Consider the following 24,035-nt stretch of genomic DNA (forward strand, 5'->3'; position numbering starts at 1 on the left):
TTACTACCAAGTGATGAGAAAACCTGTTCCGGCGATTAATTGTTGTAATGGCTGCTCAGGGGAAGAATGCAGGTCAGAGGCGGGAAAATTCCCGGTTCGCTACACACACTGACAACAAGAGACTTTGGAGAGCGCAACCATGAGATCGAATACGTTCGGTAAACAGTTTACCGCCAGTGCGCTGGCGCTGGCTGTGTCCCTGGGGGCCCACGCGGTCACCGATGAAGACATCATGAATGATCACAACACCGTTGATGACATTGTCAGCTACGGTATGGGCGTCCAGGGCCAGCGGTTCAGCCCGATGGATGCCCTGAATACAGAGAACATCCAGTATCTGCAGCCTGCCTGGGCGTTTTCTTTCGGTGGTGAGAAACAGCGGGGCCAGGAATCCCAGCCGATGATCAAGGATGGCGTTATGTACGTGACGGCGTCCTATTCTCGTGCCTATGCGGTGGATGCCCGCACCGGTGAGGAAATCTGGCAGTACGATGCCCGTCTGCCGGACGGCATCATGCCCTGCTGTGACGTGGTGAACCGTGGTGGCGCCCTTTACGGTGACCTGTTCATTTTTGGCACCCTTGATGCCAAGCTGGTTGCCCTGAACAAGGACACCGGCAAGCCGGTATGGATCAAAACGGTAGCGGATTACCAGGCTGGCTATTCCATGACGGCAGCACCGCTGATCGTCAATGGCAAGCTGATCACCGGCGTGTCCGGTGGTGAGTTCGGCATTGTCGGCACCGTGGAGGCCCGCGATCCAAATACCGGCGACCTGCTATGGACACGCCCGACCGTTGAAGGTCACATGGGTTACGTCTACAAGGACGGTGAGAAGATCGAAAACGGCATCTCCGGTGGCGAAGCCGGCAAGACCTGGCCCGGTGACATGTGGAAGACCGGTGGCGCTGCCACATGGCTGGGTGGCACCTACGATCCCGACACCGACTCTATTTTCTTTGGCACCGGTAACCCGGCCCCCTGGAACTCCCATCTGCGCCCGGGTGACAACCTGTTCTCGGCCTCACGACTGGCTATTGATCCGGAAGATGGCAGCATCAAGTGGCACTTCCAGACCACTCCCAATGACGGCTGGGATTACGACGGCGTCAACGAGTTGATTTCCTTTGATTATGAAGAGGACGGAAAAACCGTCAAGGCCGCCGCCACGGCAGACCGTAACGGATTCTTCTACGTGCTGAATCGGGAGAACGGCGAGTTTATCCGCGGCTTCCCGTTCGTGGACAAAGTCACCTGGGCCACGGGCCTGAATGAGGATGGCAGTCCGATCTACAACACCGAAGACGGTCGCCCGGGTAACCCGGCCAATGCTGACGGTGAAAAAGGCGAAACCGTTGTAGCCTTCCCGGCTTTCCTGGGTGGCAAGAACTGGCAGCCGATGGCTTATAGCCAGGATACCGGCCTGTTCTACATTCCCTCCAATGAATGGTCCATGGATATCTGGAACGAGCCGGTTTCCTACAAGAAGGGCGCCGCTTACCTGGGTGCAGGCTTTACCATCAAGCCGGCCAACGACGATTTTATCGGGGTGCTGCGTGCGGTTGATCCGAAAACCGGCGAGGAAGTCTGGCGTTACAACAACCCGGCTCCGCTCTGGGGTGGCGTCATGGCCACGGCCGGCAACCTTGTCTTTACCGGAACGCCTGAAGGCTATCTGAAAGCGTTTGACGCCAAGACCGGTGAGGAGCTGTACAAGTTCAATACCGGCACCGGCGTTGTCGGTACTCCCGTAACCTGGGAAATGGACGGTGAGCAGTATGTGGCCATCTCCACTGGCTGGGGCGGAGCGGTTCCTCTCTGGGGTGGTGAAGTGGCCAGAGTGGTCAAGGATTTCAACCAGGGTGGTACTGTCTGGACCTTCAGGCTGCCGAAGGACCGGGTTGCCAGCAACTGATCCAGTGTAACCTCCGATGTTCTATCGGTATTCAGGGGCTGCCTCCGGGCAGCCCTTTTTTTCGTTTTAACGCGGCTGTCGTCACTCAGGCTGCCTGATGGCGGGCCGTCTGGGCGACCGAGTCTTTGATGTCCTCGAACAGTTTGCTGTCTGCCCTGGCAATGGGCAGGTCGTAGGTGATGGTCGCGCCAAAGGCTTGCGGGTCGTGGGGGTCGTGGCGCACCTTGTCGAAAACCAGCAGGCGGGTGCCCAGGTAGAAGCCCTCTTTCAGGTCGTGGGTCACCATGAAGATGGTGGTGCCGGTCTCCCGCCACAGCTTCAGCAGCAGGTCATGCATGTCCTTGCGGATACCCGGGTCCAGGGCGCCGAAGGGTTCATCCAGGAGCACCACCCGTGGCCGCATGATCAGGGACTGGGCAATGGCCAGGCGCTGCTGCATGCCCCCGGAGAGTTCGTGTGGCCATTTGTCCGCGGAGCCCTCGAGACCGACGGACACCAGCATGGCGTCCACTTTCTCCAGGGCCGCGCGCCGGGCGCTGCCAAAGAGTTTGCCAAGCCGGGGTTTCTGTTCCAGCTCCAGGCCCATCAGTACATTCTGGCGCACGGTCAGGTGCGGGAATACCGAGTAACGCTGGAACACAATGCCCCGGTTCCTGTCCGGCTCCCCCGGAAACGGCTTGCCTTCCAGCAACAGTTCGCCACGGCTCTGGGTTTCCTGGCCCAGCAGCATTTTCAGGAAGGTGGACTTGCCGCAACCGGACGCGCCTACCAACGTGCAGAATTCTCCCTGCTGTACCTCCAGGTTGAGATTCTCCAGTACGACCTGGCCGCCGTATTCTTTCCAAAGGTTGCTGACGGTTATAAAGCTCATCAGTGGCCTCCTGCGTTGTACCAAGGGAACAGCCTGCGATTGGCCAAGCGCAGGCACTGGTCGATGATGATGGCGAGAACGGTGATCCAGATGACATAGGGCAGAATCACATCCATGGCCAGGTACCGTCGCACCAGGAAGATGCGATAGCCCAGGCCTTCGGTCGAGGCGATGGCTTCCGCCGCAATGAGAAACAGCCAGGCCGGACCAAGACTGAGACGCACGGCGTCAATCAGGCGGGGAAGAACCTGGGGCAGGGCCATACGGGTTATCACCTGCCAGGAGTTGGCGCCCAGTGTCTGGATCTTGATCAGCTGCTCGCCGGGCAGCTCCCTGACGCGCTGGGCCACATCCCGCATCATGATCGGCGCCGTGCCGATCACAATCAGCATGACCTTGGACAGTTCGCCGAGGCCGAATACGATAAACAGAATGGGCAGTATGGCCAGAGGCGGGACCATGGAAAGCGCCGAGACCAGGGGTGCAAGGTTGGACCGGACCAGGGGGAGTACACCGTTGAGGATGCCCACCACCAGGGCCAGGGAGGCGGCAATGGCCATACCCAGCCCAAGGCGTTTGAGGCTGGCGGTGGTGTCCTGCCACATCAGGTAGTCGCCACTGCGCCGGTCCTCCTGGAAGGCCATGCGATCGACCGCGGCGGTCATCTGTTCGAGGCCAGGCAACAGCTTGTCGTTGGGGTTGTCTGCCAGGCGCTCCTGGGAGGCAAGGCTGTAAACAAGCATGATCAGCAGAAAAGGCAGAAGGCCAAGCAGGGTGGTCGTAACCCGCCCGGGATGGCGGTTGATCAGTCGCATAGGTTGTCTCCTCTGGTCACACAACACGGCAAGGTCATCGCGGGCAGCAGCCTCCCTTGCGACTCGGTCTCCCGGGCTTTTGTCCCGCCGTGTAACCTCCCAGAGGTCGGTAACTCTCGGACCAGCCATCCGGGCTGATGAAACAAGCCTGCCCGGACCGGAACCCTAGTCACCCATTGCATTCGTTATATTCGCCGCACGCCTGCGGTGTTGTTGTGAACGGATCGTGGTCAGCAAAACCGCTATCAAAACCGTCTGGCAGGATCAGTGCAGGTGGCGTGCCAGCTTGGTAAAACACGCCTGATCGGCCCATTTCAAGCTGGTTACCGCCAGAAGCAGCGCACCATGCCGGTGCGTTATCAGTTCGGGTGCACCGTTAATGCTCCTGTCCTGCCAGCAGAGAGCGGGCGGCCAGCATGATCTTCTGATGGCTGTGGCGTTCCCGGCCCGGGCCACCGGCAATATGCCCCCAGTCAGATGGCAATACGTCAAGTGTGGCGCCCGGCATTTTGTGGGCATCCTGCCTGGCGTCCTCGGCGGTAAAGTAGAGATCTGTGCTGCCTGGCATCAGGCAGGTTGGCATGGCAAGCGCGTTGAGCGCTGACTCGTAGTTGCCCAGAAACCTCGGGTTCTCACTGATGTTGGCGCGCTGCCAGGTGTCCAGCATGGCAAGCAGGTTGTTGGCATCCTGGGTCAGGTGATCTTCCTCCCAGAACTTTAGCAGCGCCTCGATGGAATCGAACTCCATATCGCGCCAGCCTTCATGGCGGAAGAAAGCCTGGGAATAAGCCCAGCCGGCATAGACTCGGGCAAAGGCTCTGAGCCCCCGTGTCGGTGGCGTCCGGTAATGACCGTCCCGGAAATCCTGATCACAGGTCAGAGCGGCCTTGACGCCTTCCAGAAACACCCGGTTGTGGGGGTGGCAACGGGCCGTACAACAGGTGGCCAGCACCCCACGGACCTGTTCCGGAAACAGGCAGCCCCACTGCAGCGCCTGCATGCCACCCATGGACCAACCCATCACCAGTGCAATGTCGGCGCCACCGAATACTTCATCCACCAAGCGCTTTTGCAGCATCACATTGTCGTAAAGGCTGATCGCGGGAAAACCGGCGCCGGCTTGCTGGCCAGAGGTGTTTGAAGGGGACGAGGATTCCCCGGCACCCAGCATGGAGGGAATGACAATGCAGTACTCATCCGGATTCAGGGGGCTGTAGCGCCCCACCCAGGGGTAGTTGCCTGCGGCTGCACCACCATAGTACGTGGGCAGCAGGATGAGGTTGTCTTTTGGTGCGTTCAGCGCTCCCATCTGGTGGTAATGCAGGCGGGCGGAAAACAGGGTTCCACCGCCCGATAGCGGCAGGTCGCCCGCCTCAAAATCGTCTTCAAGCCACTGGTTTATCATCATTTTGACCTCTCTGGCCAGAACGGCTTCAAGGGCTGAAACCGGCTTTTCAGGCTTTATATACACGCTGGCATGTAAGTTGAATGGGGAAGCCCAAGAAAGAAACGTGCCAGAACAACCATCGACCACCCGTCTTGGCGGGTTACAGAGAGGAAACACGATGACTGACCTGACCAACACCCAGACCCTGAAGCAGAAGCTTGCCGAGGCAGGCGTCAAATACGCCATTGCCAGCTATGTGGATATCCACGGCATCAGCAAGGGAAAATTTGTGCCTATTGCCCATCTTGGCCAGATGATGGAAGGCTCGGAACTCTATACCGGTGCCGCCCTGGACGGCGTGCCCCAGGATATCTCCGACGACGAAGTGGCCGCCATGCCGGACGCCAGCGGGCTTGCTGTTTGTCCCTGGAACCGCAAGCTGGCCTGGTTTCCCGGTAATCTGTATCTGAATGGTGCGCCTTTTGAGGCCTGTTCCCGCAATATTTTCCGCCGCCAGCTGAATGCCGCCGCGGACATGGGCTACCGTTTCAACCTCGGCATCGAAACCGAGTTCTTCCTGTTCCGCGACACCGAAGATGGCGGCTTTGCCCCGCTCAGTGACCGGGACGCCCTGGGCAAGCCCTGCTATGACCCCCGCACCCTGATGGACAACCTGGCCATCATGGACGAGCTGGTGGACGCCATGAACGAACTGGGCTGGGACGTCTACTCCTTCGACCACGAGGACGCCAACGGCCAGTTCGAAACCGACTTCAAGTATGCCGACGGCCTGACCATGGCCGACCGCCTGGTGTTCTTCCGCATGATGGCCAACGAAATCGCCCGCAAGCATGGCGCCTTCGCGAGCTTCATGCCCAAGCCGTTTGCCGACCGCACCGGCAGCGGCGCCCATTACAATATGTCCCTGGCAGACATCAAAACCGGCAGCAACCTGTTCGAGCCCCAGGGCGATGACCTGCACAACTGCGGCATCAGCAGGATCGCCTATCATTTCACCGCCGGCGTACTGAAGCACGGTGCTGCCATCAGCGCGGTCATTGCACCCACGGTAAACAGCTACAAGCGCCTGGTGCGCCAGGGCAGCATGTCAGGTTCCACCTGGGCGCCGGTGTTCATGTGCTATGGCTCCAATAACCGCACCAACATGATCCGTATTCCCGGCATGGGTGGGCGCATTGAGTGTCGCGCAGCGGACATTGCCTGCAACCCCTATCTCGGCAGCGCCCTGATCCTGGCCGCCGGTCTGGAAGGCATTCGCGAAGGTCTGGATGCCGGCGCCCCACACCACGAGAACATGTACAACTACAGCGACGCGGAAATCATCGAGCAGGGCATCGAATACCTGCCGCGGAGCCTGGGCGAGGCGGTGGAAGCCTTCGAGGCAGATCCATTGGCCAGAGAGGTGTTTGGTGAGGCGATGTTCAGCAGCTTTGTGGCTTACAAGAAAGGAGAGTGGGAAAGCTACCAGAACCATGTGTCTGAATGGGAAGTGGCGCGATATCTGAAGATGTTCTGACTTTTTGGGAGTGTTGTCCTGCCCGCGCTGTCGGGAGGGGCCGTTCTCAGGGGCACGCTGTAAATACGTCCCTGTACGCTTGACGAAAACATCCATGTTTTCGACATCCCCTGAGAACGGCCCCTCCCTACATCGCTACTCTGGTATTGCCTGAAACTGCCAATTGCGCTGGTATCGTTATTTCTTTCCGAGTAACGCCCAGAACTGTCGTTGGAAAAACGGTATTTCCTGTTTTAATGAAAACAGTTTCGGCGTGAAAAGCCAGGTCTGAGTGATGCCCATCAGGTAGGTATAACTCAATAAACCCAGGTTTTCAGGGTTTTCATTCGTTGTAATCAAGCCCTGGTTTACCGCCTGCTCAACCAGATCCTGAAACAACCGGATAACCGACTTCGTCAGCGCCCGCTCCCGTTTCAGCGTCCGGCTCATGGCGTCGGTCAGTTCGGTCTTGTTCAGCAGAATCTCGAACGATTGCCGGTATTGCCTGTTATTCGCCAGCAACCCCAGCCATTGCTCGATAAACCGGTCCATTGCCTCAATCGGCGTCTCTCGCATATCTGCGCACTCGGCCACTAGTGCTTCCAACGGTTCCTGTGAATAGGCGAGCACCGCTTCGTACAGGTCATCCTTGTTCTGAAAATGCCAGTAAATCGGCCCACGGCTACAACCGGCTTCTTTGGCAATACGGCTCAGGGTGGTGAGGGAATAGCCGTCCCGGCTAAACAGTTTCAACGCAGCTTCCAGCACCGTCTGGCGTGTCTTCTCAGCATCTTCCTTGGTACGACGCATTGGTAGATTTCTCTCCGGCTTGCACTTGCGTTCGGGGTTGGGGGCGGATGCTCTCTCCAAAACTGTATGGAGCCATGGATGGCGGAGTCCAAGCGTCACATGGATGTGCCGAAGGAGCGTGTTTTGGAGAGACCATCCGACCCCAACCACGCTCCAAAGCCACAAAAAAAGGGCACGAGTATCGTGCCCTTCGGTAACCAATCAGGCAAGTAAAGAGATCATCAGATCTCGTCGTCAGCCGCCATCTGCATGTAGCTGTCGTTAAACCGCAGCTTCACATTGCTCGAGTCGCCCATGATGGACCCATCCGGAAACTCGATACCGACGAAGTCCGGGCTCATGGCACCCTGGCCCAGCAGTCCCTTGTCGAAAGAAAACTGACGAACACTGTCCATCGCCTCGCGAGCCTCCTCGCTGCGAATGAACTCCACCGAATTCTCCGGCTTCCAGAACATCTTCATGCCGTCGAGCTGCGCTTCGTAACCGGCCTGATCGGTACCGGAGATCTCCCCGAGAAACGCCCGCGCCTCGTCGCCTTCCTCGGAATCGGACGCGAGAATACCCATGGTCTCATACCAGGCGCCCACAAGCGCCTTGCCCAGTTTCGGGTTCTCCTCGAGAGTCTCGGTATTCACCAGAGTCAGATCCTTGATGTGGCCGGGAATCTGGCTGGAATCGAACAGTTTGGTGGCGCCGGGATAGGCTTCCACTTCCGCCAGTAGCGGATTCCAGGTAGCGACGTGGCGCACATCGTCGGTCTGGAACGCGGATACCAGGTCCGCATCGGAAATGTTCACCACGCTGATGTCGCGCTCCTCAAGTCCCACGGTATCCAGAGCGCGAACCAGCAGGTAGTGGGAGACCGACAGCTCCACCAGGTGGACGGTCTCGCCTTCCAGCTCGGCGATGGACGCGGCGTCTTTGGACACCAGGCCATCATTGCCGTTGGAGTAGTCACCCACGATCAGGGCGGTGGTATCCACGCCGGAGGCCGAGGGAATCGACAGGCCGTCCATGCTGGTGGCCACAACACCATCAAACTGGCCGGCGGTGTACTGGTTGATGGACTCGATGTAGTCGTTGACCTGCACGATATCCACCTCGATATCGTACTTGTCTGCCCACTTCTCCATGATTCCGTAGTCCTCGGCATACTGCCACGGCACCCATCCGGCGTAGATGGTCCAGGCAATGCTGAAGGAATCCCTTTCCTGGGCGGCAGCTCCCATGGCCAGGGTGGCCGTGAACAGACCGGTGGCAAGACGTGTGCTGACATTGCGTGTTTTCATGGTGTCACTCCTTGGGCACTGCCCATGTTGGTAAAACTGGCTTTCATTCGGGGTTTGATATCTCTTCCACGATGACCACCGGTGTACCCGGTGACACCGCCTGGCCTGCCTCCCGCCGCACCTCCACAACGCGGCCGGCCACCGGGCTTAGTAACTCGATTTCCATCTTCATGGACTCAACAATCGCTACGGGGCGCTGAACCTCTATGGTGTCGCCGGGTGTGACCAGGCACTCCCAGAGGTTACCGGCCACGTGGCTTTCCACAGCATGCTGGCCCGCCGGAAGGTTGGCGGCGTTGTCCTCGCCGGTGTCTTCGATAGGCGCTTCGGAACTGAAGTTGATCTGGCCGGATTCAATCCAGCGCTGCAGTTCCTCGTCAAAGGCCTGCTTGCGCTTGTCGGTGAAGGTCGTTATTTCGTCGTTGTTGTCGGCAAGAAACTGCTCGTAATCCTTCAGATTAAAGCGGGCGTCTTCGACGCGAATCGGATAGTCGCCGTTGGGGAAGTCCCGGCGAATCTGCTGCAACTCTTCGGCGCTGACTTCGTAGAAACGCACCTGATCAAAAAACCGCAGCAGCCAGGGCTTGCCGGGCTCAAAGAAGTCGGTGGTACGATAGCGATTCCACATCTGCAGGGTCCGCCCGACGAACTGGTAACCCCCCGGGCCTTCCATGCCGTAGATGCACAGATAGGCGCCACCGATGCCTACGGAGTTTTCCGCGGTCCAGGTGCGCGCCGGGTTGTACTTGGTGGTGACCAGGCGGTGGCGCGGGTCCAGAGGCGTGGCCACCGGAGCCCCCAGGTAAACGTCCCCCAGGCCCATTACCAGGTAGCTGGCGTCGAACACGGTCTTTTTGACCTCGTCGATGCTGTCCAGCCCGTTAATGCGGCGGATGAACTCCAGGTTGCTCGGGCACCAGGGGGCATCCTTGCGCACGGACTGCATGTATTTGGCGATGGCGGTCTGGCACGCCTCGTCATCCCAGGACAGGGGCAGGTGCACGATGCGGGCCGGCACATCCCATTCCGGCTGCTGTTCCAGTTCCTGTTCGGCGCTGATCAGCATGTCCAGCAGGGCGCGCTGGTCCAGTCTCTGACTGTCGTAGTGCACCTGCAGGGATCGGATGCCCGGTGTCAGTTCCAGAATGGCATCGTGCTTCTGGTCCCTCAGCCAGAGCATCAGGGCATGGGCGCGGAAACGCAGGCGGATATCCAGCTCCATGGGGCCGTATTCCACCAGCAGGTAATTGTCCCCGGCAGCACGGTACACCACGCCGGTTTCGTGGCCGGTGTTACTGAGAGAATCCAGAATCGGGGTGGTCGGTTTGATGGGGGTGATGTAGGCAGTGGCTGCCGTCAGGGTAGCCACGGATTCGTCCAGGGCTTCCCGCAGGGCTACCGCCTGATTCTGGCTGACCGGCACAAACTGCACCTTGTCGCCGGCCTTGAGCTGGCCCAGTTTCCAGAGATCGGCGCTGATCACGGTTGCCGGGCACACGAATCCTCCCAGGCTGGGGCCATCGGGGCCCAGGATCACCGGCATGTCACCGGTGAAATCCACCGTGCCCACGGCGTAGGCATTATCGTGGATGTTGGAGGGATGCATGCCGGCCTCACCGCCGTCGCTGCGGGCCCACTCCGGTTTCGGACCAATCAGCCGCACGCCGGTGCGGCTGGAGTTATAGTGGACTTCCCATTCACTGGCAAAGAAGGTGTCGATGTCCTGGCCGGTGAAATAGTCCGGCGCGCCGTGGGGGCCATAGGTCACGTGGAGCTTCCAGCTGTTGCCGATGGACGGTTTCAGGGCGTTGGGCAGACTGCTTGTGGCAACGGGTTTGGCGCTGGCCAACGCCAGTACATCCCCCGCCCGCAGGGCCCGACCACAGTGGCCGCCGAACTGGCCGAGGGTGAACGTGCTGCAGGAGGTCAGGTATTGCGGGCAGTCCAGACCGCCGCGGAACAGCACATAGGCGCGGGCGCCATGGCCGGTGGTGGCACCGACTTTCAGGGTGGCTCCGGCAGGCACATCAATGACCTGCCAGAAAGCAACCGGCTCGTCGTTCAGGGTGGCATCGAGAGGCGCCCCGGTCAGGGCAATCTGGGTTGCGCGATTGAAGGTGAGCGCCGGTCCCTTGAGGGTGATTTCCAGCCCCGCTGCTGTTTCCGGGTTGCCCAGCAGGCGATTGCCCAGGCGGAAAGAGTAGCTGTCGAAGGGCCCGGAGGGGGGAACGCCGATTTCCCAATAGCCGATCCGGCCCGGGTAATCCTGGATGGTGGTCAGGGTGCCACCGCTGATGACGTCCACGGTGGCCGGCTGGTAGTCGAATTCATTGAGGGTGCGGGTAAACAGTCGACCCTCGACAAAACGCGGATCATCAAGCACCTGACGGACGTACCTGAGGTTGGTTTCGATGCCATATAACCGGCTGTCATCCAGGGCCTGCATTAACCGCTGCCGGGCCGCTTCCCGGTTCTGCTCGTGCGCGATGACCTTGGCCAGCATGGGGTCGAACAGCGGTGACACTTCGGTACCCGGCTGAATCCAGGTATCGATCCGCAGGCCGTTGTCTTCGGGCCATTCGACATTGGTCAGCAGGCCGGCACCGGGCTGGAAATCCTTGTTGGGATCTTCGGCATAGATGCGCGCCTGTATGGCGTGGCCGGAGGCGGTGAGGTTGCGGCTCAGTTCGTCCAGATCGGGCAGGGTGCCGGACCCCAGTTTCACCATCCAGCGCACCAGGTCGACGCCGTAAACCTGCTCCGTCACACCGTGCTCAACCTGTAAGCGGGTATTCACCTCCAGAAAGTAGAACTCGGTGGTGTCCGGGTCGTAGATGAACTCCACCGTGCCGGCGCTGCGGTAGGCGATGCTTTCGCCCAGCTGGCGGGCGGTGCTGTGCATGCGGGTGCGGACGTCGTCGCTCAGGCCTGGCGCGGGCGCTTCCTCGATGACCTTCTGGTTGCGGCGCTGGGCGGAGCAGTCCCGTTCGCCCAGGGCTGCGACCTGGCCCTGGCCATCACCGAACAGCTGCACTTCGACGTGACGGGCGTGTTCCACGAATTTTTCCAGGAATACGCCGTCGTTGCTGAAGTTGTTCCGGCTCAGGCGCTGGACCGACTCGAAAGTCTTGCCCAGATCCTCGGCGCTGTAACAGCGTGATATGCCGATGCCGCCGCCGCCGGCAGTGCTTTTCAGCATCACCGGGTAGCCGATGGTTTCGGCGGCCTTCAGGGCCTCATCCAGGTCTGTCAGTAATCCCGTGCCGGGCAACAACGGTACGCCCGCTTTCTCGGCCAGGGCCCGGGCGGTGTGCTTGAGGCCGAACTGCTCCATCTGTTCTGGTGTGGGACCAAGAAACACCACCCCTTCGGCATCGCAGCGGCGGGCAAAAGCCGCGTTCTCGCTGAGAAAACCGTAGCCCGGATGGATGGCGCCTGCCCCGCTCTTGCGGATCACCTCAAACAGTCTGTCCTGATCCAGGTAGGTGGCTGCGGCAGAGCCCTCACCCAGGGAGTAAGATTCGTCGGCCTGCCGCACATGCAACGAGTCTGCGTCTGCTTCGGCGTAGACCGCCACGGACGTGATGCCCATCTCCCGCAGGGTACGGATGACGCGGCAGGCGATGGCCCCGCGATTGGCGATCAGGACTTTGCCGGGATTATTGAGGGCGCCGCTCAGCTCCATACCAGCACCTCGATCGGTGTGGGATTCCATCCGTTGCAGGGGTTGTTCAGCTGGGGGCAATTGGAAATCATCACCAGTACGTCCATCTTCGCTTCCAGCTCCACGTACTTGCCGGCGTCGGAAATCCCGTCTTCGAAAGTCAGCCCGCCATCAGCGGTGACCGGTACATTCATGAAGAAGTTGATGTTGTGGGTGATGTCCCGCTTGCTCATGCCCAGCTCCTCGTGCTCGGTCACCGCCACCAGCCAGCTGTCACGACAGGCGTGCATGCACTTCTTGTCCAGGGCATAGCGGGTGGTGTTGCTCTCCGCCGCGCAGGCGCCGCCGAGGGTATCGTGGCGGCCGCAGGTGTCGGCGGTGATCTCCAGCATCACGTTGTTTTCCGAGGACATCAGCTTTGAGCCGGCGGTCAGGTAGACATTGCCCTGCTCGCGGATGGTGTCCACGGCGCTGTAGCGCTCGGCGGGGTTGTGGGCGTTGTAGAACAGGGTGTCGGCCGCCTGGTTGCCTTCCAGGTCCAGAATGCGGACGGTCTCCCCGGTCTTTACGACTTTCAGGAAATACTCGCCTGCGGGTACGGTTTCGCGGAAGGCGGCGTTTTCCGGTTTCAATGCGCTTTGCTTGATCATGTCCGGCCTCCGTTACTGGAACAGGTGATAAAGGGCAGTGTTGGCGAAGGCGCGGGTGGCCTCCGGCGACGACAGCCTGCATGGGTCGGCATCGGTCATGGGGGCCGCCTTGAACAGCTGGTAACGCACGGGATGGCTGGGGTACTCGCTGGCCGGATTCATCGGGTGCGGGCAGGTGTGTAGCACCACGATGGTGTCCATTTCGAAACGCAGGTCCACCGTTGCACCGGCGTGTGAGTGACCGCTGACAAACGCCATGTTGCCGTCGTCGTCGGTCTGCACCTTGCTGAACCAGTTCAGGTTGGCCGTCAGGTCTTTCTTGCCCAGGCCATACTTGGCCAGCTCATTGAGGAAGCTGCTGAAGCCGTTGCGGTGGTAGTGGTTGTGGGCATCCTGATAGGTCTTTTTGCCCCAGTGCTGCTCCACCAGGTCAGCGTTGCAGGTGCCGCTGACGGTATCGTGCCAGCCCAGGTCGTCACGGATGATGGAGGCAAATACCCGGCCCATGTCGGAAAGCAATACATGGCCCTTGGTAAGCAGGAACGTGTGCTGGTTTTTCAGGGTGTCCGGCATGTTGTACCGCTCAAGCGGGTTCTCGGGGTTGTACATCAACATGCCGACGTTGGCCCCGCCGGTTTCGTCAATCAGGCGCAGCACGTGGCCGCGGCGCATGATGAAGGACCAGTGGGATCCGCCGGGAATCAGATCGTCGTAGAGGGGGGCTGCTGTGGATGACATGGCCTTTTCCTCCTGGCTATGGCGTTTAAAGAAACGAGAGGCGTCAGTAACTGAGCGATCCTCCCGGGCTTTTGTCCCGCCGTGTAACCTTGGAAAAGGTCGTCAACTCTCGGACCAGTCGTCTGCATCGATCGGTGGCAGACCGGAACCCTAGTTGACCATTGGTCAGATTTTGGCGCTTTGATGGTGGTTTCAGTAACCGACGTCTCGCTGCGTATGAGTGACGTTGCAGACTCTATGCCAATTAATAACTAATTGGTTTTATTGATTTTTATTTTTTAAGGTGGGGAGCGGGCGCTTCCAGACGGGGCGCCTGCACTGTGTTGGTGCGTTGGTGAGGGCGATCGAGGTGCAAACTTTAACCGGGGCGGTTTATTGGTGTGAAGCCAGCGATGCTGCAGGCCCGGTGCCATCTACTACCAAGGGAGGAGTTTTTCAGCTCCATCGGATCATTCACCTATCGGGCGTTGAGGTCTACATTGATTGGGTAAACGCGAAAGGCCGCGTTGCCCTTCGACAACCACAACAAGAGGTTTGAGACCATGATCTACGCACAACCCGGAAAGGAAGGCTCCGTTGTCTCCTTCAAGCCCCGCTACGAAAACTTCATTGGTGGTGAGTGGGTCGCTCCCGCCAAGGGTCAGTATTTTGAAAACATCACGCCGGTTACCGGCGATGTGATCTGCGAGATTCCGCGTTCCACGGCCGAAGATATCGAACTGGCGCTGGACGCCGCCCACAAGGCCGCACCGGCCTGGGGCAAAACCTCTACTACCGAGCGTTCCAACATCCTGCTGAAAATTGCCGACCGCATCGAGCAGAACATCGAGATGCTCGCGGTTGCTGAAACCTGGGACAACGGCAAGGCGGTTCGCGAGACCATCAACGCCGACCTGCCCCTGGCGGTAGACCACTTCCGTTATTTCGCCGGGTGTATCCGTGCCCAGGAAGACGCCTCCAGCGCCATCGACAACAACACCGTGGCTTATCACTACAACGAGCCTCTGGGTGTTGTGGGCCAGATCATTCCCTGGAACTTCCCGCTGTTGATGGCCGTGTGGAAGCTGGCGCCCTGTCTGGCTGCAGGCAACTGCACCGTGATGAAGCCGGCCGAGCAGACTCCCGCCAGTATCCTGATCCTGATGGACCTGATTGGCGACCTGCTGCCGCCGGGCGTGATCAACATCGTCAATGGTTATGGCATCGAAGCCGGCCAGGCCCTGGCCACCAGCAAGCGCATTGCCAAGATCGCGTTTACCGGCTCAACACCGGTAGGCGCCCACATTCTCAAGTGCGCAGCCGAGAACATCATTCCGTCCACCGTGGAGCTGGGCGGCAAGTCCCCCAACATCTACTTCTCCGATGTCATGAAGGCCGAGCCGGAATTCATCGACAAGTGCGTGGAAGGCCTGGTGCTGGCGTTCTTCAACCAGGGTGAAGTCTGTACCTGTCCGTCTCGCGCCCTGGTGCAGGAAGACATGTACGACGAATTCATGGCCAAGGTCATCGAGCGCACCAAATCGATCAAGCGCGGCAACCCCCTGGATACAGACGTACAGGTGGGCGCCCAGGCCAGCAAGGAGCAGTTTGACAAGATTATGTCCTACCTCGAAATCGGCAAGCAGGAAGGCGCGGAAGTGCTGACCGGTGGTGGCCGTGAGGAAATGGAGGGTGAGTTCAACAACGGCTTCTATATCCAGCCCACCCTGTTCAAGGGCAAGAACAACATGCGCGTGTTCCAGGAAGAGATCTTCGGTCCGGTGGTGGGTGTCACCACCTTCAAGGACGAGGAAGAAGCCCTGGCCATCGCCAACGATACCGAGTTCGGCCTGGGTGCCGGTCTCTGGACCCGCGACATCAACCGTGCCTTCCGCATGGGACGTGGTATTCAGGCGGGCCGCGTATGGACCAACTGCTACCACCAGTATCCGGCACACGCTGCATTCGGTGGTTACAAGAAATCCGGTGTCGGCCGTGAAAACCACAAAATGGCACTGGACCATTATCAGCAGACCAAGAACCTGTTGGTCAGTTATGACATCAACCCGCTGGGCTTCTTCTGAGCCCGGCAATGCAATGACTGTTGTGCCCGGGCTTATCCACACGGGCCCGGTAGCGAGTCAGCACACGGATGTGCACATTCTTTCCCGGTGACTGGCCGGGGGCTTTTGGGTTTTCCTGCCATTTTTCAGGCCCTACCCGGGGCCCTTTTTTTTGGCCAGGCGAATGCCGGCAATAATGGGTCCAAAGGATGAAGTGCAGTGCAGTTCAGGGCAGAAAATCAGTGCCAAAGTACCATATTTGACTATCCTTAGACTGCGTAGGATAAGAAGTGAGTTACCGGAAGACCGGTTAACGGATCCTCAACGCCACAACAAACATCACAAGAGGTAAGCATCATGTGGACCAAACCAGCTTATGAAGACCTGCGGATCGGATTCGAAGTCACCATGTACTTCGCCAACCGCTGAGAAAGAATGGCCAGCCAATTTGCGCTGGCCGTTTTGTTTCCGGAGTTCCCGCCATGCAGATTCGAATCCTTGGTTCCGCAGCCGGAGGTGGTTTTCCCCAGTGGAACTGCAACTGCGCCAACTGTGACGGTTACCGCAAAGGGTCCCTGAACGCCAGCGCCCGCACCCAGTCGTCCATTGCCATCAGCGAGGACGGTGTCAGCTGGATTCTCTGTAATGCCTCCCCGGACATCCGCGCCCAGCTGGCTTCGTTTGACGCCATGCAGCCGGGTCGCGCCCTGCGTGATACCGGCATTGGCGCCGTGTTGCTGATAGACAGCCAGGTGGACCACACCACCGGCCTGCTGATGCTACGCGAGGGCTTGCCACTGGATGTGTGGTGTACCGCACAGGTGCATGAGGACCTGAGCAGTGGTTTCCCTTTATTCCGCATGCTGGAGCACTGGAATGGCGGGCCCCGGTGGCAGGAAGTGCCCTGCACCGATCAGCAGTCTTTTACCATACCCTGTGCACCGTCGCTGCGCCTGACCGCCATTCCGTTACTGAGTAACGCACCGCCGTATTCACCCAGGCGCAATAACCCGCACCCGGGGGATAATATCGGCCTGTTCATCGAAGACACCCGTAGCGGCGAGACGGTGATGTACGCGCCGGGGCTGGGCCAGCCCGATGAGCAGATCCTGCAATGGATGCGCAAGGCCGACACCCTGCTGGTGGATGGCACCGTGTGGCATGATGACGAAATGCTGCGCTGCGAGGTCGGTACCCGCACCGGCCAGGAAATGGGGCATCTGGCCCAGAGTGGCCCCGGCGGCATGATCGAGGTGCTCGATACCATGCCGGCAAAACGGAAAATTCTTATCCATATCAACAATACCAACCCCATTCTGAATGAGGATTCCCCGGAGCGGGCTGTGCTGGCAAGGCACGGCATTGAGGTGTCCTTTGACGGAATGCATCTGGACATGGCGGAGCCCTCATGAACGCAGTTGCAACCCCGGTCATGAACCGCAGGGATTTCGAGCAGGCCCTGCGCGCCAAAGGCCAGTATTACCACATCCATCACCCCTACCATAAAGCCATGTATGGCGGTGACTGCACGCCCGAGCAGATCCGTGGCTGGGTCGCCAACCGGTTCTATTACCAGATCAATATCCCCCGCAAGGATGCCGCCATCATGGCCAACTGCCCGGATGCGTCCGTGCGCCGGTTGTGGCTGCAGCGGGTGCTGGATCACGACGGTCACAGTGACGACGAGGGTGGTATCGAGGCCTGGCTCAGTCTGGCAGAGGCGGTGGGGCTGAGCCGGGAGGAAGTGGTTGACCAGCGCCATGTGCTGCCCGGTGTCCGCTTTGCAGTGGATGCCTATCTGAATTTCGCCCGCCGGGCGACCTGGCAGGAGGCGGCCTGTTCTTCACTGACCGAGCTGTTTGCGCCGGAAATCCACCAGTCCCGGCTCGACAGCTGGCCCCGGCACTATCCATGGATCAGAACCGATGGTTATTCCTACTTCCGCAAGCGTCTGTCCGAGGCGCGCCGGGATGTGGAGCACGGGCTGACGATTACCCTGGATCATTTCACCACCGCGGCCGAGCAGGCCCGTGCCCTGGAAATTCTTCAATTCAAACTGGATATCTTATGGTCGATGTTGGATGCCCTGACTATGGCTTATCAGCACCAGACGCCACCGTATCATACCGTCACCGACCAGCCCGTTTGGCACCGGGGGCTGTGATGACGAAGCTCCTGGAGCAGATACCGCGGCTGCGCCCGGGCTTCCGCTTCCAGTGGGAGCCGGCCCAGAATGCCCATGTGCTGCTGTACCCCGAGGGTATGGTGCGGCTCAATGACAGCGCCGGTGCAGTGCTGAAGGAAGTGGACGGCCAGCGCAATGTGGCGGACATCGTGGCAACCCTGGAGCAGCAGTTTCCGGATGCGGGCTCCCTTGAGGATGATGTCAGCGAGTTCCTGAAAGATGCCGAACAGCAACACTGGATTTTGTTCTCATGACAGCCCGTCACGCCATGCCCACCGGTGATCGCCCCGGTATCGGGCCGCCGCTCTGGCTGCTGGCGGAACTGACCTACCGCTGCCCGCTGCAGTGCCCCTATTGCTCCAATCCGCTGGATTTCGCCCAGACCCAGCAGGAACTGACCACCGAAGAGTGGGTCAGGGTGCTGCGCCAGGGGCGGGAAATGGGAGCAGCACAGCTGGGTTTCTCCGGCGGCGAGCCGCTGGTACGCCAGGATCTGCCTGAGCTGATTGCAGAGGCGCGGCAGCTGGGTTATTACACCAACCTGATCACCTCGGGGCTGGGACTCTCGGAGGCCAAGGTTAACGCTTTCCGGGACGCCGGCCTGGATCACATCCAGGTGAGTTTCCAGGCTTCGGACCCGGAACTGAACAACGCTGTTGCCGGCTCCCGCAAGGCCTTCGACCAGAAACTGGCCATGGCCCGCGCGGTGAAGGAAGCGGGCTATCCCATGGTGCTCAACTTCGTGATCCATCGCCACAACATCCACCAGATGGAGGATATCATCAGCCTCTGTGAGCGCCTGGGTGCGGACTATGTCGAACTGGCTACCTGCCAGTACTATGGCTGGGCCTTTGAAAACCGCGAGGGACTGATGCCCTCCAAAGCGCAACTGGAGAAGGCCGAGGCGGAAGTGAACCGTTATCGCGAGCGCCTCACGGCCAGCGGCTCGGCCATGAAGCTGATCTTTGTGACACCGGATTACTATGAGGAGCGGCCAAAGGCCTGCATGAACGGCTGGGGCAGCCTGTTCCTGACGGTGGCGCCGGATGGCACCGCCCTGCCGTGTCACAGTGCCCGCCTGCTGCCCATCGACTTTCCCAATGTGCGGGAATCGTCGCTACACTCCATCTGGTACGACAGCCCGGGTTTCAATCATTACCGGGGCGATAGCTGGATGCCGGAACCCTGTCGCTCCTGCGATGAAAAAGGCAGGGACTTCGGTGGCTGCCGTTGCCAGGCCTATTTGCTGACCGGCAATGCTGACAATGCCGATCCGGTCTGCAGCAAGTCGCCCCACCACGACCGCATCCTCGCTGCCCGCCAGGCGGCGGACCATGCCACTGCCGGGCTTGAGGAGCTGACCTATCGCAATACCGACAACTCCCGCCTGTTCTTCAGGGGCTGATACGCCCGGCCCGCCGGCCTTCCCGATACTGTCCGCGGAGCAGGCCTCCGCGGCATTTACCCAGCGCGGTGCTCTGACAGCCTCTGAAGCGGGCATTTTCTGGCTGGAGTTCGATCCGGCCAGCAGTAACAATCTGCTCCGCAAAGCCACGGCGGATGGCGCTCAACCGGTAACGTCGGCGGATTTCGGGATTCGCAGCCAGGTCAACGGCTATGGCGGCGGGGCAGTATGCGCCGGGGCGGACGCGGTGTTCGCGGTAGAGGCGAATCAGCAACAGATCCACCGTATCGATCCGCAGACCGGCCTCACCAAGGCGATAATCCGGGACCCGGACGCCAGCTTTGGCGGATTGGCATGGGATCATCGTCATCGTCGGGTGCTGGCGGTGCGAGAAAGCAAAGGGCACCAGCAGCTGGTGGCCGTGCAGGGGCACAACAGATTCCTGACCCTGCACGACAGCGAGGATTTTTACAGCGCACCGGCGCTGTCTTCCAGCGGGTCGCGCATTGCCTGGGTGTCCTGGTCGCTTCCGGATATGCCCTGGGTGAGGTCTGCGTTGTGGGTTGCGGATGTGGGCGCAGACGGCAGGCTGACAGCGGCCCGTTGCTGGCCGACGCCCACGGCTGGCAGCGTCCAGCAGCCGGCGTTCGATGGCGAAGAGCTGCATGTGCTGTCAGATCACGCGGGCTGGTGGCAGCCCTGGGCTGTGTCCTTCACGGCAGGACGGGCCAGGTGGCGCTGCCTGGACCCGACAGAGGCGGATCATGCCAGTGCCCCCTGGCAACTGGGCGAGCGCCACCATTGTCCGCTGGAGCGGGGCCGCTGGGCCCGGGTAAGATACATTGCCGGCAGCGCAGAGTTATGGCTGAAACTGACTGCCGGCTTACCACCGGCCAGAGTCGCCACGGACTATGCCGATTTTCGCCACCTTACGGTCTGCAACGGCCATCTTTACTGCATCGCCCGCTCGGCTTCCCGGCTGGATTCAGTGCTGGCAGTGAATCTGGAAAACGGCCGTGTCCAGACCATCGCCGGGGGCGAAACCCCGTTTCCCGGTACACCGATTGTCACGCCCCGTGCTTTTCGGATTCCGCCTTCCCGCGGAGTGCATGAGGAAGTGAGCGGGTTCTGGTACCCGCCCCTTGGCGGCGAGTCAGGAAACCAACCGCCGGCGCTGATTCTGATTGCCCATGGCGGCCCCACCTCGACCGCCTGGCCGGTTTTCAATCCCCAGGTCCAGTTCTGGTGCCATCACGGATTCGCGGTGGCGGAAGTGAATTATCGGGGCAGCGCGGGCTTTGGCCGTGATTTCCGCCTGGCGCTGGCCGGCAGCTGGGGCGAGGCAGACGTGGAAGACATGGAAAGAGCGGCGGACTACCTGGTGGCCAGTGGTCGCGGTGATGCCCGTCGGTTGTTCATCCAGGGCCGCAGCTCGGGCGGTTACACGGCATTGATGGCGATGACTCGCAGCCAGCGTTTCCGGGCCGGGGCCAGCCTGTTCGGGGTCAGTGATCCCGGCCGTCTGCGAGAAGTGACACACCGCTTCGAGTCCGGTTACCTTGACTGGCTGCTGGGAGCTGCGGATGAGTTTTCCGGGCGCTGGCAGGAGCGCACCCCGGTGTTGCAGGCTCACCGTATCCGGGGGCCAATGATCTTTTTCCAGGGAGGTCAGGACCGGGTGGTGGTGCCGGAGCAGACCCGGGCCATGGTCGAGGTGCTTGAGCAGAACGGGCAGGCCGTTGAGCTCTGGTGGTTCGAAGAGGAGGGGCATGGCTTCCGCCAGCGACACAACCAGATTGCACTGCTTGAGAATCTGCTGGCGTTCTATCAGCGGCATAGCCAAAAGTGCAATGATGGTGCCCGGCAGTTAAGGTAGACTTGGTTCCGAGATAAAAACAACAGCATCCCTGAAGAGAACGCCCATGAGCTACGACATTTCCGCTCTGCGCAAGTTTGTCTCACCCGAAATCGTCTTTGGCGCCGGCTCCCGCAAGGCGGTGGCCAACTTTGCCAGCAACTTCGGCGCCCGGCATGTGTTCCTGGTGTCGGATCCTGGTGTGGAGAAAGCCGGCTGGGTTGCTGAAATCGTGGATATCCTGGTGAGTGCCGGCATTCGCGTGACCCTGTTTACCGGCGTCTCGCCCAACCCCAAGGTGGATGAAGTCATGGCCGGTGCCGAGCTGTACCGGTCCAATGAGTGTGATGTCATCGTTGCCATCGGCGGCGGCAGCCCCATGGACTGTGCCAAGGGAATTGGCATTGTCAGTGCCCATGGCCGCAGTATCCTCGAGTTTGAGGGCGTGGATACCGTCACCTCGCCATCGCCACCAATGATCCTGATCCCCACCACCGCCGGCACGTCCGCCGATGTCTCCCAGTTCGCGATCATTTCCGACCCGGACCGGCGCTTCAAATTCTCTATCATCAGCAAGGCGGTGGTTCCGGATGTGGCGCTGATAGATCCCGAAGTAACGGAAACCATGGATGCCTACCTGACCGCCTGCACCGGTGTCGATGCCCTGGTGCATGCCATTGAGGCCTATGTTTCCACCGGCAGCGGGCCGCTGACGGACACCAACGCGCTGGAGGCCATCCGGCTGATCAACCGCAATCTGGAACCGCTGGTGCGCAATACCGCTGACGCACATCTGCGGGAGCAGGTCATGCTGGCGTCCATGCAGGCGGGACTGGCGTTCTCCAATGCTATTCTGGGCGCGGTCCACGCCATGTCCCACAGCCTGGGAGGCTTCCTCGATCTGCCCCACGGGCTTTGCAATGCGCTGCTGCTTGAGCATGTGGTGGCCTACAACTACACCGCAGCCGAAGACCGTTTCAGGCGGGTGGCCGAGGCCATGGACATTGACACCCGCGGCATGTCGAAACCGGTGATCAAGCACAGGCTGATGGAACGGATCATTGCACTCAAGGGAGCGGTGGGGCTGGAAGCCAAACTGGCGAAACTGGGTGTGACCACATCCGACATTCCCTATCTGTCAGGGTTCGCCCTCCAGGACCCGTGTATCCTGACTAATCCGCGGAAGTCCTCCCGCCGCGACGTCGAAGTCGTTTATGCAGAAGCCCTCTGATTCCGGAGAAACCGGCTACGAGGTCGGCGATCTACTCGGCCTCGGCAGCCAGTCGCTGCGCAAGAACTACTATCCCGCACTTCAGGAACGGATAGAGGAGCTGGAAATAGAGCGCAACCGCTATAAGTGGCTGTTCGAAAACGCCCTGCACGGCATCTTTCAGGCCAATCTCCGTGGTGGCTTTGTCGCCGCCAACCCCGCCATGGCCCGTATCTGTGGCTATGACAGTGCTGATGAACTCATCGCCGGTGTCATACGTCTGCGGGAACAGCTGTTCTGCAGTTCCGGGGATTTTGATGACATCCGCCAGGAGTTGCTGAACCAGGGCAGCCTCAGCGCCAGGGAAACGCGGTTGAGGCGCTCAGACAGCACGCCGGTTCATGTTGCCATTACCTTGCTCAGGCGCCCCGACCTTGGCCCGGAAGTGGTGGAGGCGTTCGTTGCTGACATAACCGAGCGCCATCAGGCCCGGGAAAAACTGCGCCAGCTCAACGCGGACCTGGAGCGCCGGGTCGAGGAGCGCACCGACGAATTACAGAACGCCAATGAAAGCAAAGACAAGTACCTGGCCGCTGCCAGTCATGACCTGCTGCAGCCCCTGAACGCCGCCCGCCTGCTGGTCTCCGCCCTCATGGACAGTAACCTGCCGGCGGACGAAAGCCGCCTTGTGCACCGGGTTCAGCGCTCGCTGGAAAGCGCGGAAGACCTGCTGTCGGATCTGCTGGATATTTCCAGGCTGGAACAGAAAGCCATGCAGCCGGACTATGTCCATACCGATATCGGTGAGCTGATGCGGGGCCTGGCCCAGGAATTCGAACCACTGGCTGAAAACGCAGACCTGAACTTTCGCGTGCGGGCCGGTCACGGCAGCGTCCGCACCGATCCGCGAATGCTGACACGAATACTCAGGAATCTGCTGAGCAACGCCTTTCGCTACACCGACACCGGTGGGGTGCTGTTTGCCGCCCGCAAACGGGGGCCCAACCTGGAAATCGGGATATGGGACACGGGGGTCGGCATTGAAAAGGAAAAGCTCGCGGATATCTTCCGGGAGTTCCACCAGATACTGCCCAAAGGTAGCAGCCGCCAGGGTGTTGGCCTGGGACTGGCAATTGTTGACCGGATGGCGAGGGTGCTGGGTTGTGAAATCCGGGTGGACTCCAGCTACGGCAGGGGTTCCTGCTTCAGCATCCTGCTCCCACTGAGTACGGTTATGGAGGCGTCCCCGAGTGCCCGGAGCATTGCAGCGCCGGTACCCGCCACCTCCTCCTTTGATGGGCTGCGAGTGCTGGTGATCGATAATGAAGAGCCGGTACAGGAGAGTATGCGGGCATTGCTGGAGCGTTGGGGGTGCCATGTAGTGACGGCCGCCAGCGCAGATGAAGCCATTGAGCGATGCCGGGGCGTTGACATCATGCTTGCGGATTTCCATCTCGATGACAATCTGACGGGTTGCGAGGCGATCCAGGAGGTTCGCCGCCGCTTTGGTCACGATATTCCCGCTGCGGTGATTACCGCGGACCGTGGTGATGAAACACTCCGGCTGATCAGAGCCCAGCGCCTGCCCGTGCTTAACAAGCCGGTGAAACCCAATCGACTGAGGGCACTGGTAACCAGTCTTTCCGCGTCCCTGAACCCTGTCAGGGAATGACGGTCTACACT

General features: G+C 60.2%; 20 protein-coding genes and 2 riboswitches. Of the genes, 11 read left to right on the forward strand and 9 right to left on the reverse strand.

Annotated elements, in window-relative coordinates; all coding sequences use genetic code 11:
* The first annotated feature begins 139 nt into the window (after positions 1-139).
* Positions 140-1,915, forward strand: a complete 1,776-nt coding sequence (locus tag DIT71_RS01660) for a PQQ-dependent methanol/ethanol family dehydrogenase (protein ID WP_114611458.1) — start codon at positions 140-142, stop codon at positions 1,913-1,915.
* Positions 1,916-2,000: 85 nt separating this feature from the next.
* Here the strand turns inward: DIT71_RS01660 and DIT71_RS01665 are convergent, their stop codons facing one another.
* The 3 genes from DIT71_RS01665 to DIT71_RS01675 all read right to left on the reverse strand — a co-directional run bounded on the left by DIT71_RS01665 (position 2,001) and on the right by DIT71_RS01675 (position 5,009).
* Positions 2,001-2,786 carry an ABC transporter ATP-binding protein gene (locus tag DIT71_RS01665; protein ID WP_114611459.1) on the reverse strand — a complete coding sequence of 262 codons (786 nt, stop codon included), beginning with the start codon at positions 2,784-2,786 and terminating at the stop codon, positions 2,001-2,003.
* Positions 2,786-3,601 (reverse strand): ABC transporter permease, encoded by an 816-nt coding sequence (locus DIT71_RS01670; protein WP_114611460.1) that lies wholly within the window; start codon positions 3,599-3,601, stop codon positions 2,786-2,788. The genes DIT71_RS01665 and DIT71_RS01670 overlap by 1 nt, the downstream gene beginning before the upstream one ends.
* Positions 3,602-3,667: 66 nt before the next feature.
* A riboswitch (guanidine-I (ykkC/yxkD leader) is annotated at positions 3,668-3,781 on the reverse strand.
* 196 nt (positions 3,782-3,977) lie between these two features.
* The gene (locus tag DIT71_RS01675) at positions 3,978-5,009 is read right to left on the reverse strand and encodes an alpha/beta fold hydrolase (RefSeq protein WP_114611461.1); all 1,032 of its coding nucleotides are present in this window, start codon (positions 5,007-5,009) and stop codon (positions 3,978-3,980) included.
* A gap of 157 nt (positions 5,010-5,166) precedes the next feature.
* On the opposite strand from DIT71_RS01675, the gene glnT reads away from it, so the two are divergent.
* Positions 5,167-6,525 carry a type III glutamate--ammonia ligase gene (gene glnT, locus DIT71_RS01680; RefSeq protein WP_114611462.1) on the forward strand — a complete coding sequence of 453 codons (1,359 nt, stop codon included), beginning with the start codon at positions 5,167-5,169 and terminating at the stop codon, positions 6,523-6,525.
* 177 nt (positions 6,526-6,702) lie between these two features.
* Here glnT and DIT71_RS01685 read toward each other — a convergent pair whose 3' ends face one another.
* The 5 genes from DIT71_RS01685 to DIT71_RS01705 all read right to left on the reverse strand — a co-directional run bounded on the left by DIT71_RS01685 (position 6,703) and on the right by DIT71_RS01705 (position 13,655).
* Positions 6,703-7,314, reverse strand: a complete 612-nt coding sequence (locus tag DIT71_RS01685) for a TetR family transcriptional regulator (protein WP_114611463.1) — start codon at positions 7,312-7,314, stop codon at positions 6,703-6,705.
* Positions 7,315-7,535: 221 nt separating this feature from the next.
* Positions 7,536-8,603: a putative urea ABC transporter substrate-binding protein gene (locus DIT71_RS01690; protein ID WP_114611464.1), complete on the reverse strand. Its 1,068-nt coding sequence runs from the start codon at positions 8,601-8,603 to the stop codon at positions 7,536-7,538.
* Between the two features lie 43 nt (positions 8,604-8,646).
* Positions 8,647-12,288: an urea carboxylase gene (uca, locus tag DIT71_RS01695; protein ID WP_114611465.1), complete on the reverse strand. Its 3,642-nt coding sequence runs from the start codon at positions 12,286-12,288 to the stop codon at positions 8,647-8,649.
* Entirely contained in the window at positions 12,279-12,917 is a 639-nt protein-coding gene (locus DIT71_RS01700; protein WP_114611466.1) for an urea amidolyase associated protein UAAP2, read from the reverse strand. Before DIT71_RS01700 ends, uca begins: the two co-directional genes overlap by 10 nt.
* Before the next feature lie 12 nt (positions 12,918-12,929).
* Positions 12,930-13,655 (reverse strand): urea amidolyase associated protein UAAP1, encoded by a 726-nt coding sequence (locus DIT71_RS01705; RefSeq protein WP_114611467.1) that lies wholly within the window; start codon positions 13,653-13,655, stop codon positions 12,930-12,932.
* A 58-nt stretch (positions 13,656-13,713) separates the two neighbouring features.
* Positions 13,714-13,820, reverse strand: a riboswitch (guanidine-I (ykkC/yxkD leader).
* Positions 13,821-14,197: 377 nt separating this feature from the next.
* On the opposite strand from DIT71_RS01705, the gene exaC reads away from it, so the two are divergent.
* The 6 genes from exaC to pqqE all read left to right on the forward strand — a co-directional run bounded on the left by exaC (position 14,198) and on the right by pqqE (position 19,287).
* Positions 14,198-15,718, forward strand: a complete 1,521-nt coding sequence (gene exaC / locus DIT71_RS01710) for an acetaldehyde dehydrogenase ExaC (RefSeq protein ID WP_114611468.1) — start codon at positions 14,198-14,200, stop codon at positions 15,716-15,718.
* Between the two features lie 336 nt (positions 15,719-16,054).
* Positions 16,055-16,126 (forward strand): pyrroloquinoline quinone precursor peptide PqqA, encoded by a 72-nt coding sequence (gene pqqA, locus DIT71_RS01715; RefSeq protein ID WP_007153157.1) that lies wholly within the window; start codon positions 16,055-16,057, stop codon positions 16,124-16,126.
* Positions 16,127-16,179: 53 nt separating this feature from the next.
* The gene (gene pqqB, locus DIT71_RS01720; RefSeq protein ID WP_114611469.1) at positions 16,180-17,109 is read left to right on the forward strand and encodes a pyrroloquinoline quinone biosynthesis protein PqqB; all 930 of its coding nucleotides are present in this window, start codon (positions 16,180-16,182) and stop codon (positions 17,107-17,109) included.
* Positions 17,106-17,861, forward strand: coding sequence for a pyrroloquinoline-quinone synthase PqqC (pqqC, locus tag DIT71_RS01725; protein ID WP_114611470.1), 756 nt, complete (start codon positions 17,106-17,108; stop codon positions 17,859-17,861). The genes pqqB and pqqC overlap by 4 nt, the downstream gene beginning before the upstream one ends.
* Complete coding sequence (gene pqqD / locus DIT71_RS01730; RefSeq protein ID WP_114611471.1) at positions 17,861-18,136, forward strand: pyrroloquinoline quinone biosynthesis peptide chaperone PqqD; 276 nt, start codon at positions 17,861-17,863, stop codon at positions 18,134-18,136. Before pqqC ends, pqqD begins: the two co-directional genes overlap by 1 nt.
* Positions 18,133-19,287 (forward strand): pyrroloquinoline quinone biosynthesis protein PqqE, encoded by a 1,155-nt coding sequence (pqqE, locus tag DIT71_RS01735; RefSeq protein WP_227537901.1) that lies wholly within the window; start codon positions 18,133-18,135, stop codon positions 19,285-19,287. Before pqqD ends, pqqE begins: the two co-directional genes overlap by 4 nt.
* Here the strand turns inward: pqqE and DIT71_RS18065 are convergent.
* Positions 19,277-19,657: a hypothetical protein gene (locus tag DIT71_RS18065; RefSeq protein ID WP_227537902.1), complete on the reverse strand. Its 381-nt coding sequence runs from the start codon at positions 19,655-19,657 to the stop codon at positions 19,277-19,279. The genes pqqE and DIT71_RS18065 overlap by 11 nt on opposite strands.
* A 15-nt stretch (positions 19,658-19,672) precedes the next feature.
* Here DIT71_RS18065 and DIT71_RS01740 point away from each other — a divergent pair, with 15 nt between their 5' ends.
* Genes DIT71_RS01740 through DIT71_RS01750 form a run of 3 tightly spaced genes read left to right on the forward strand, consistent with a single transcriptional unit; the run spans position 19,673 to position 24,024 of the window.
* Entirely contained in the window at positions 19,673-21,163 is a 1,491-nt protein-coding gene (locus tag DIT71_RS01740; protein WP_227537903.1) for an alpha/beta hydrolase family protein, read from the forward strand.
* 46 nt (positions 21,164-21,209) lie between these two features.
* Positions 21,210-22,373 (forward strand): alcohol dehydrogenase-like regulatory protein ErcA, encoded by a 1,164-nt coding sequence (gene ercA, locus DIT71_RS01745; protein ID WP_114611473.1) that lies wholly within the window; start codon positions 21,210-21,212, stop codon positions 22,371-22,373.
* Positions 22,357-24,024: a hybrid sensor histidine kinase/response regulator gene (locus DIT71_RS01750; protein WP_114611474.1), complete on the forward strand. Its 1,668-nt coding sequence runs from the start codon at positions 22,357-22,359 to the stop codon at positions 24,022-24,024. The genes ercA and DIT71_RS01750 overlap by 17 nt, the downstream gene beginning before the upstream one ends.
* Positions 24,025-24,035: the final 11 nt, after the last annotated feature.

Origin of the sequence: Marinobacter vulgaris (assembly GCF_003344045.1) — a bacterium.
In the GTDB taxonomy this organism is placed as follows: domain Bacteria; phylum Pseudomonadota; class Gammaproteobacteria; order Pseudomonadales; family Oleiphilaceae; genus Marinobacter; species Marinobacter vulgaris.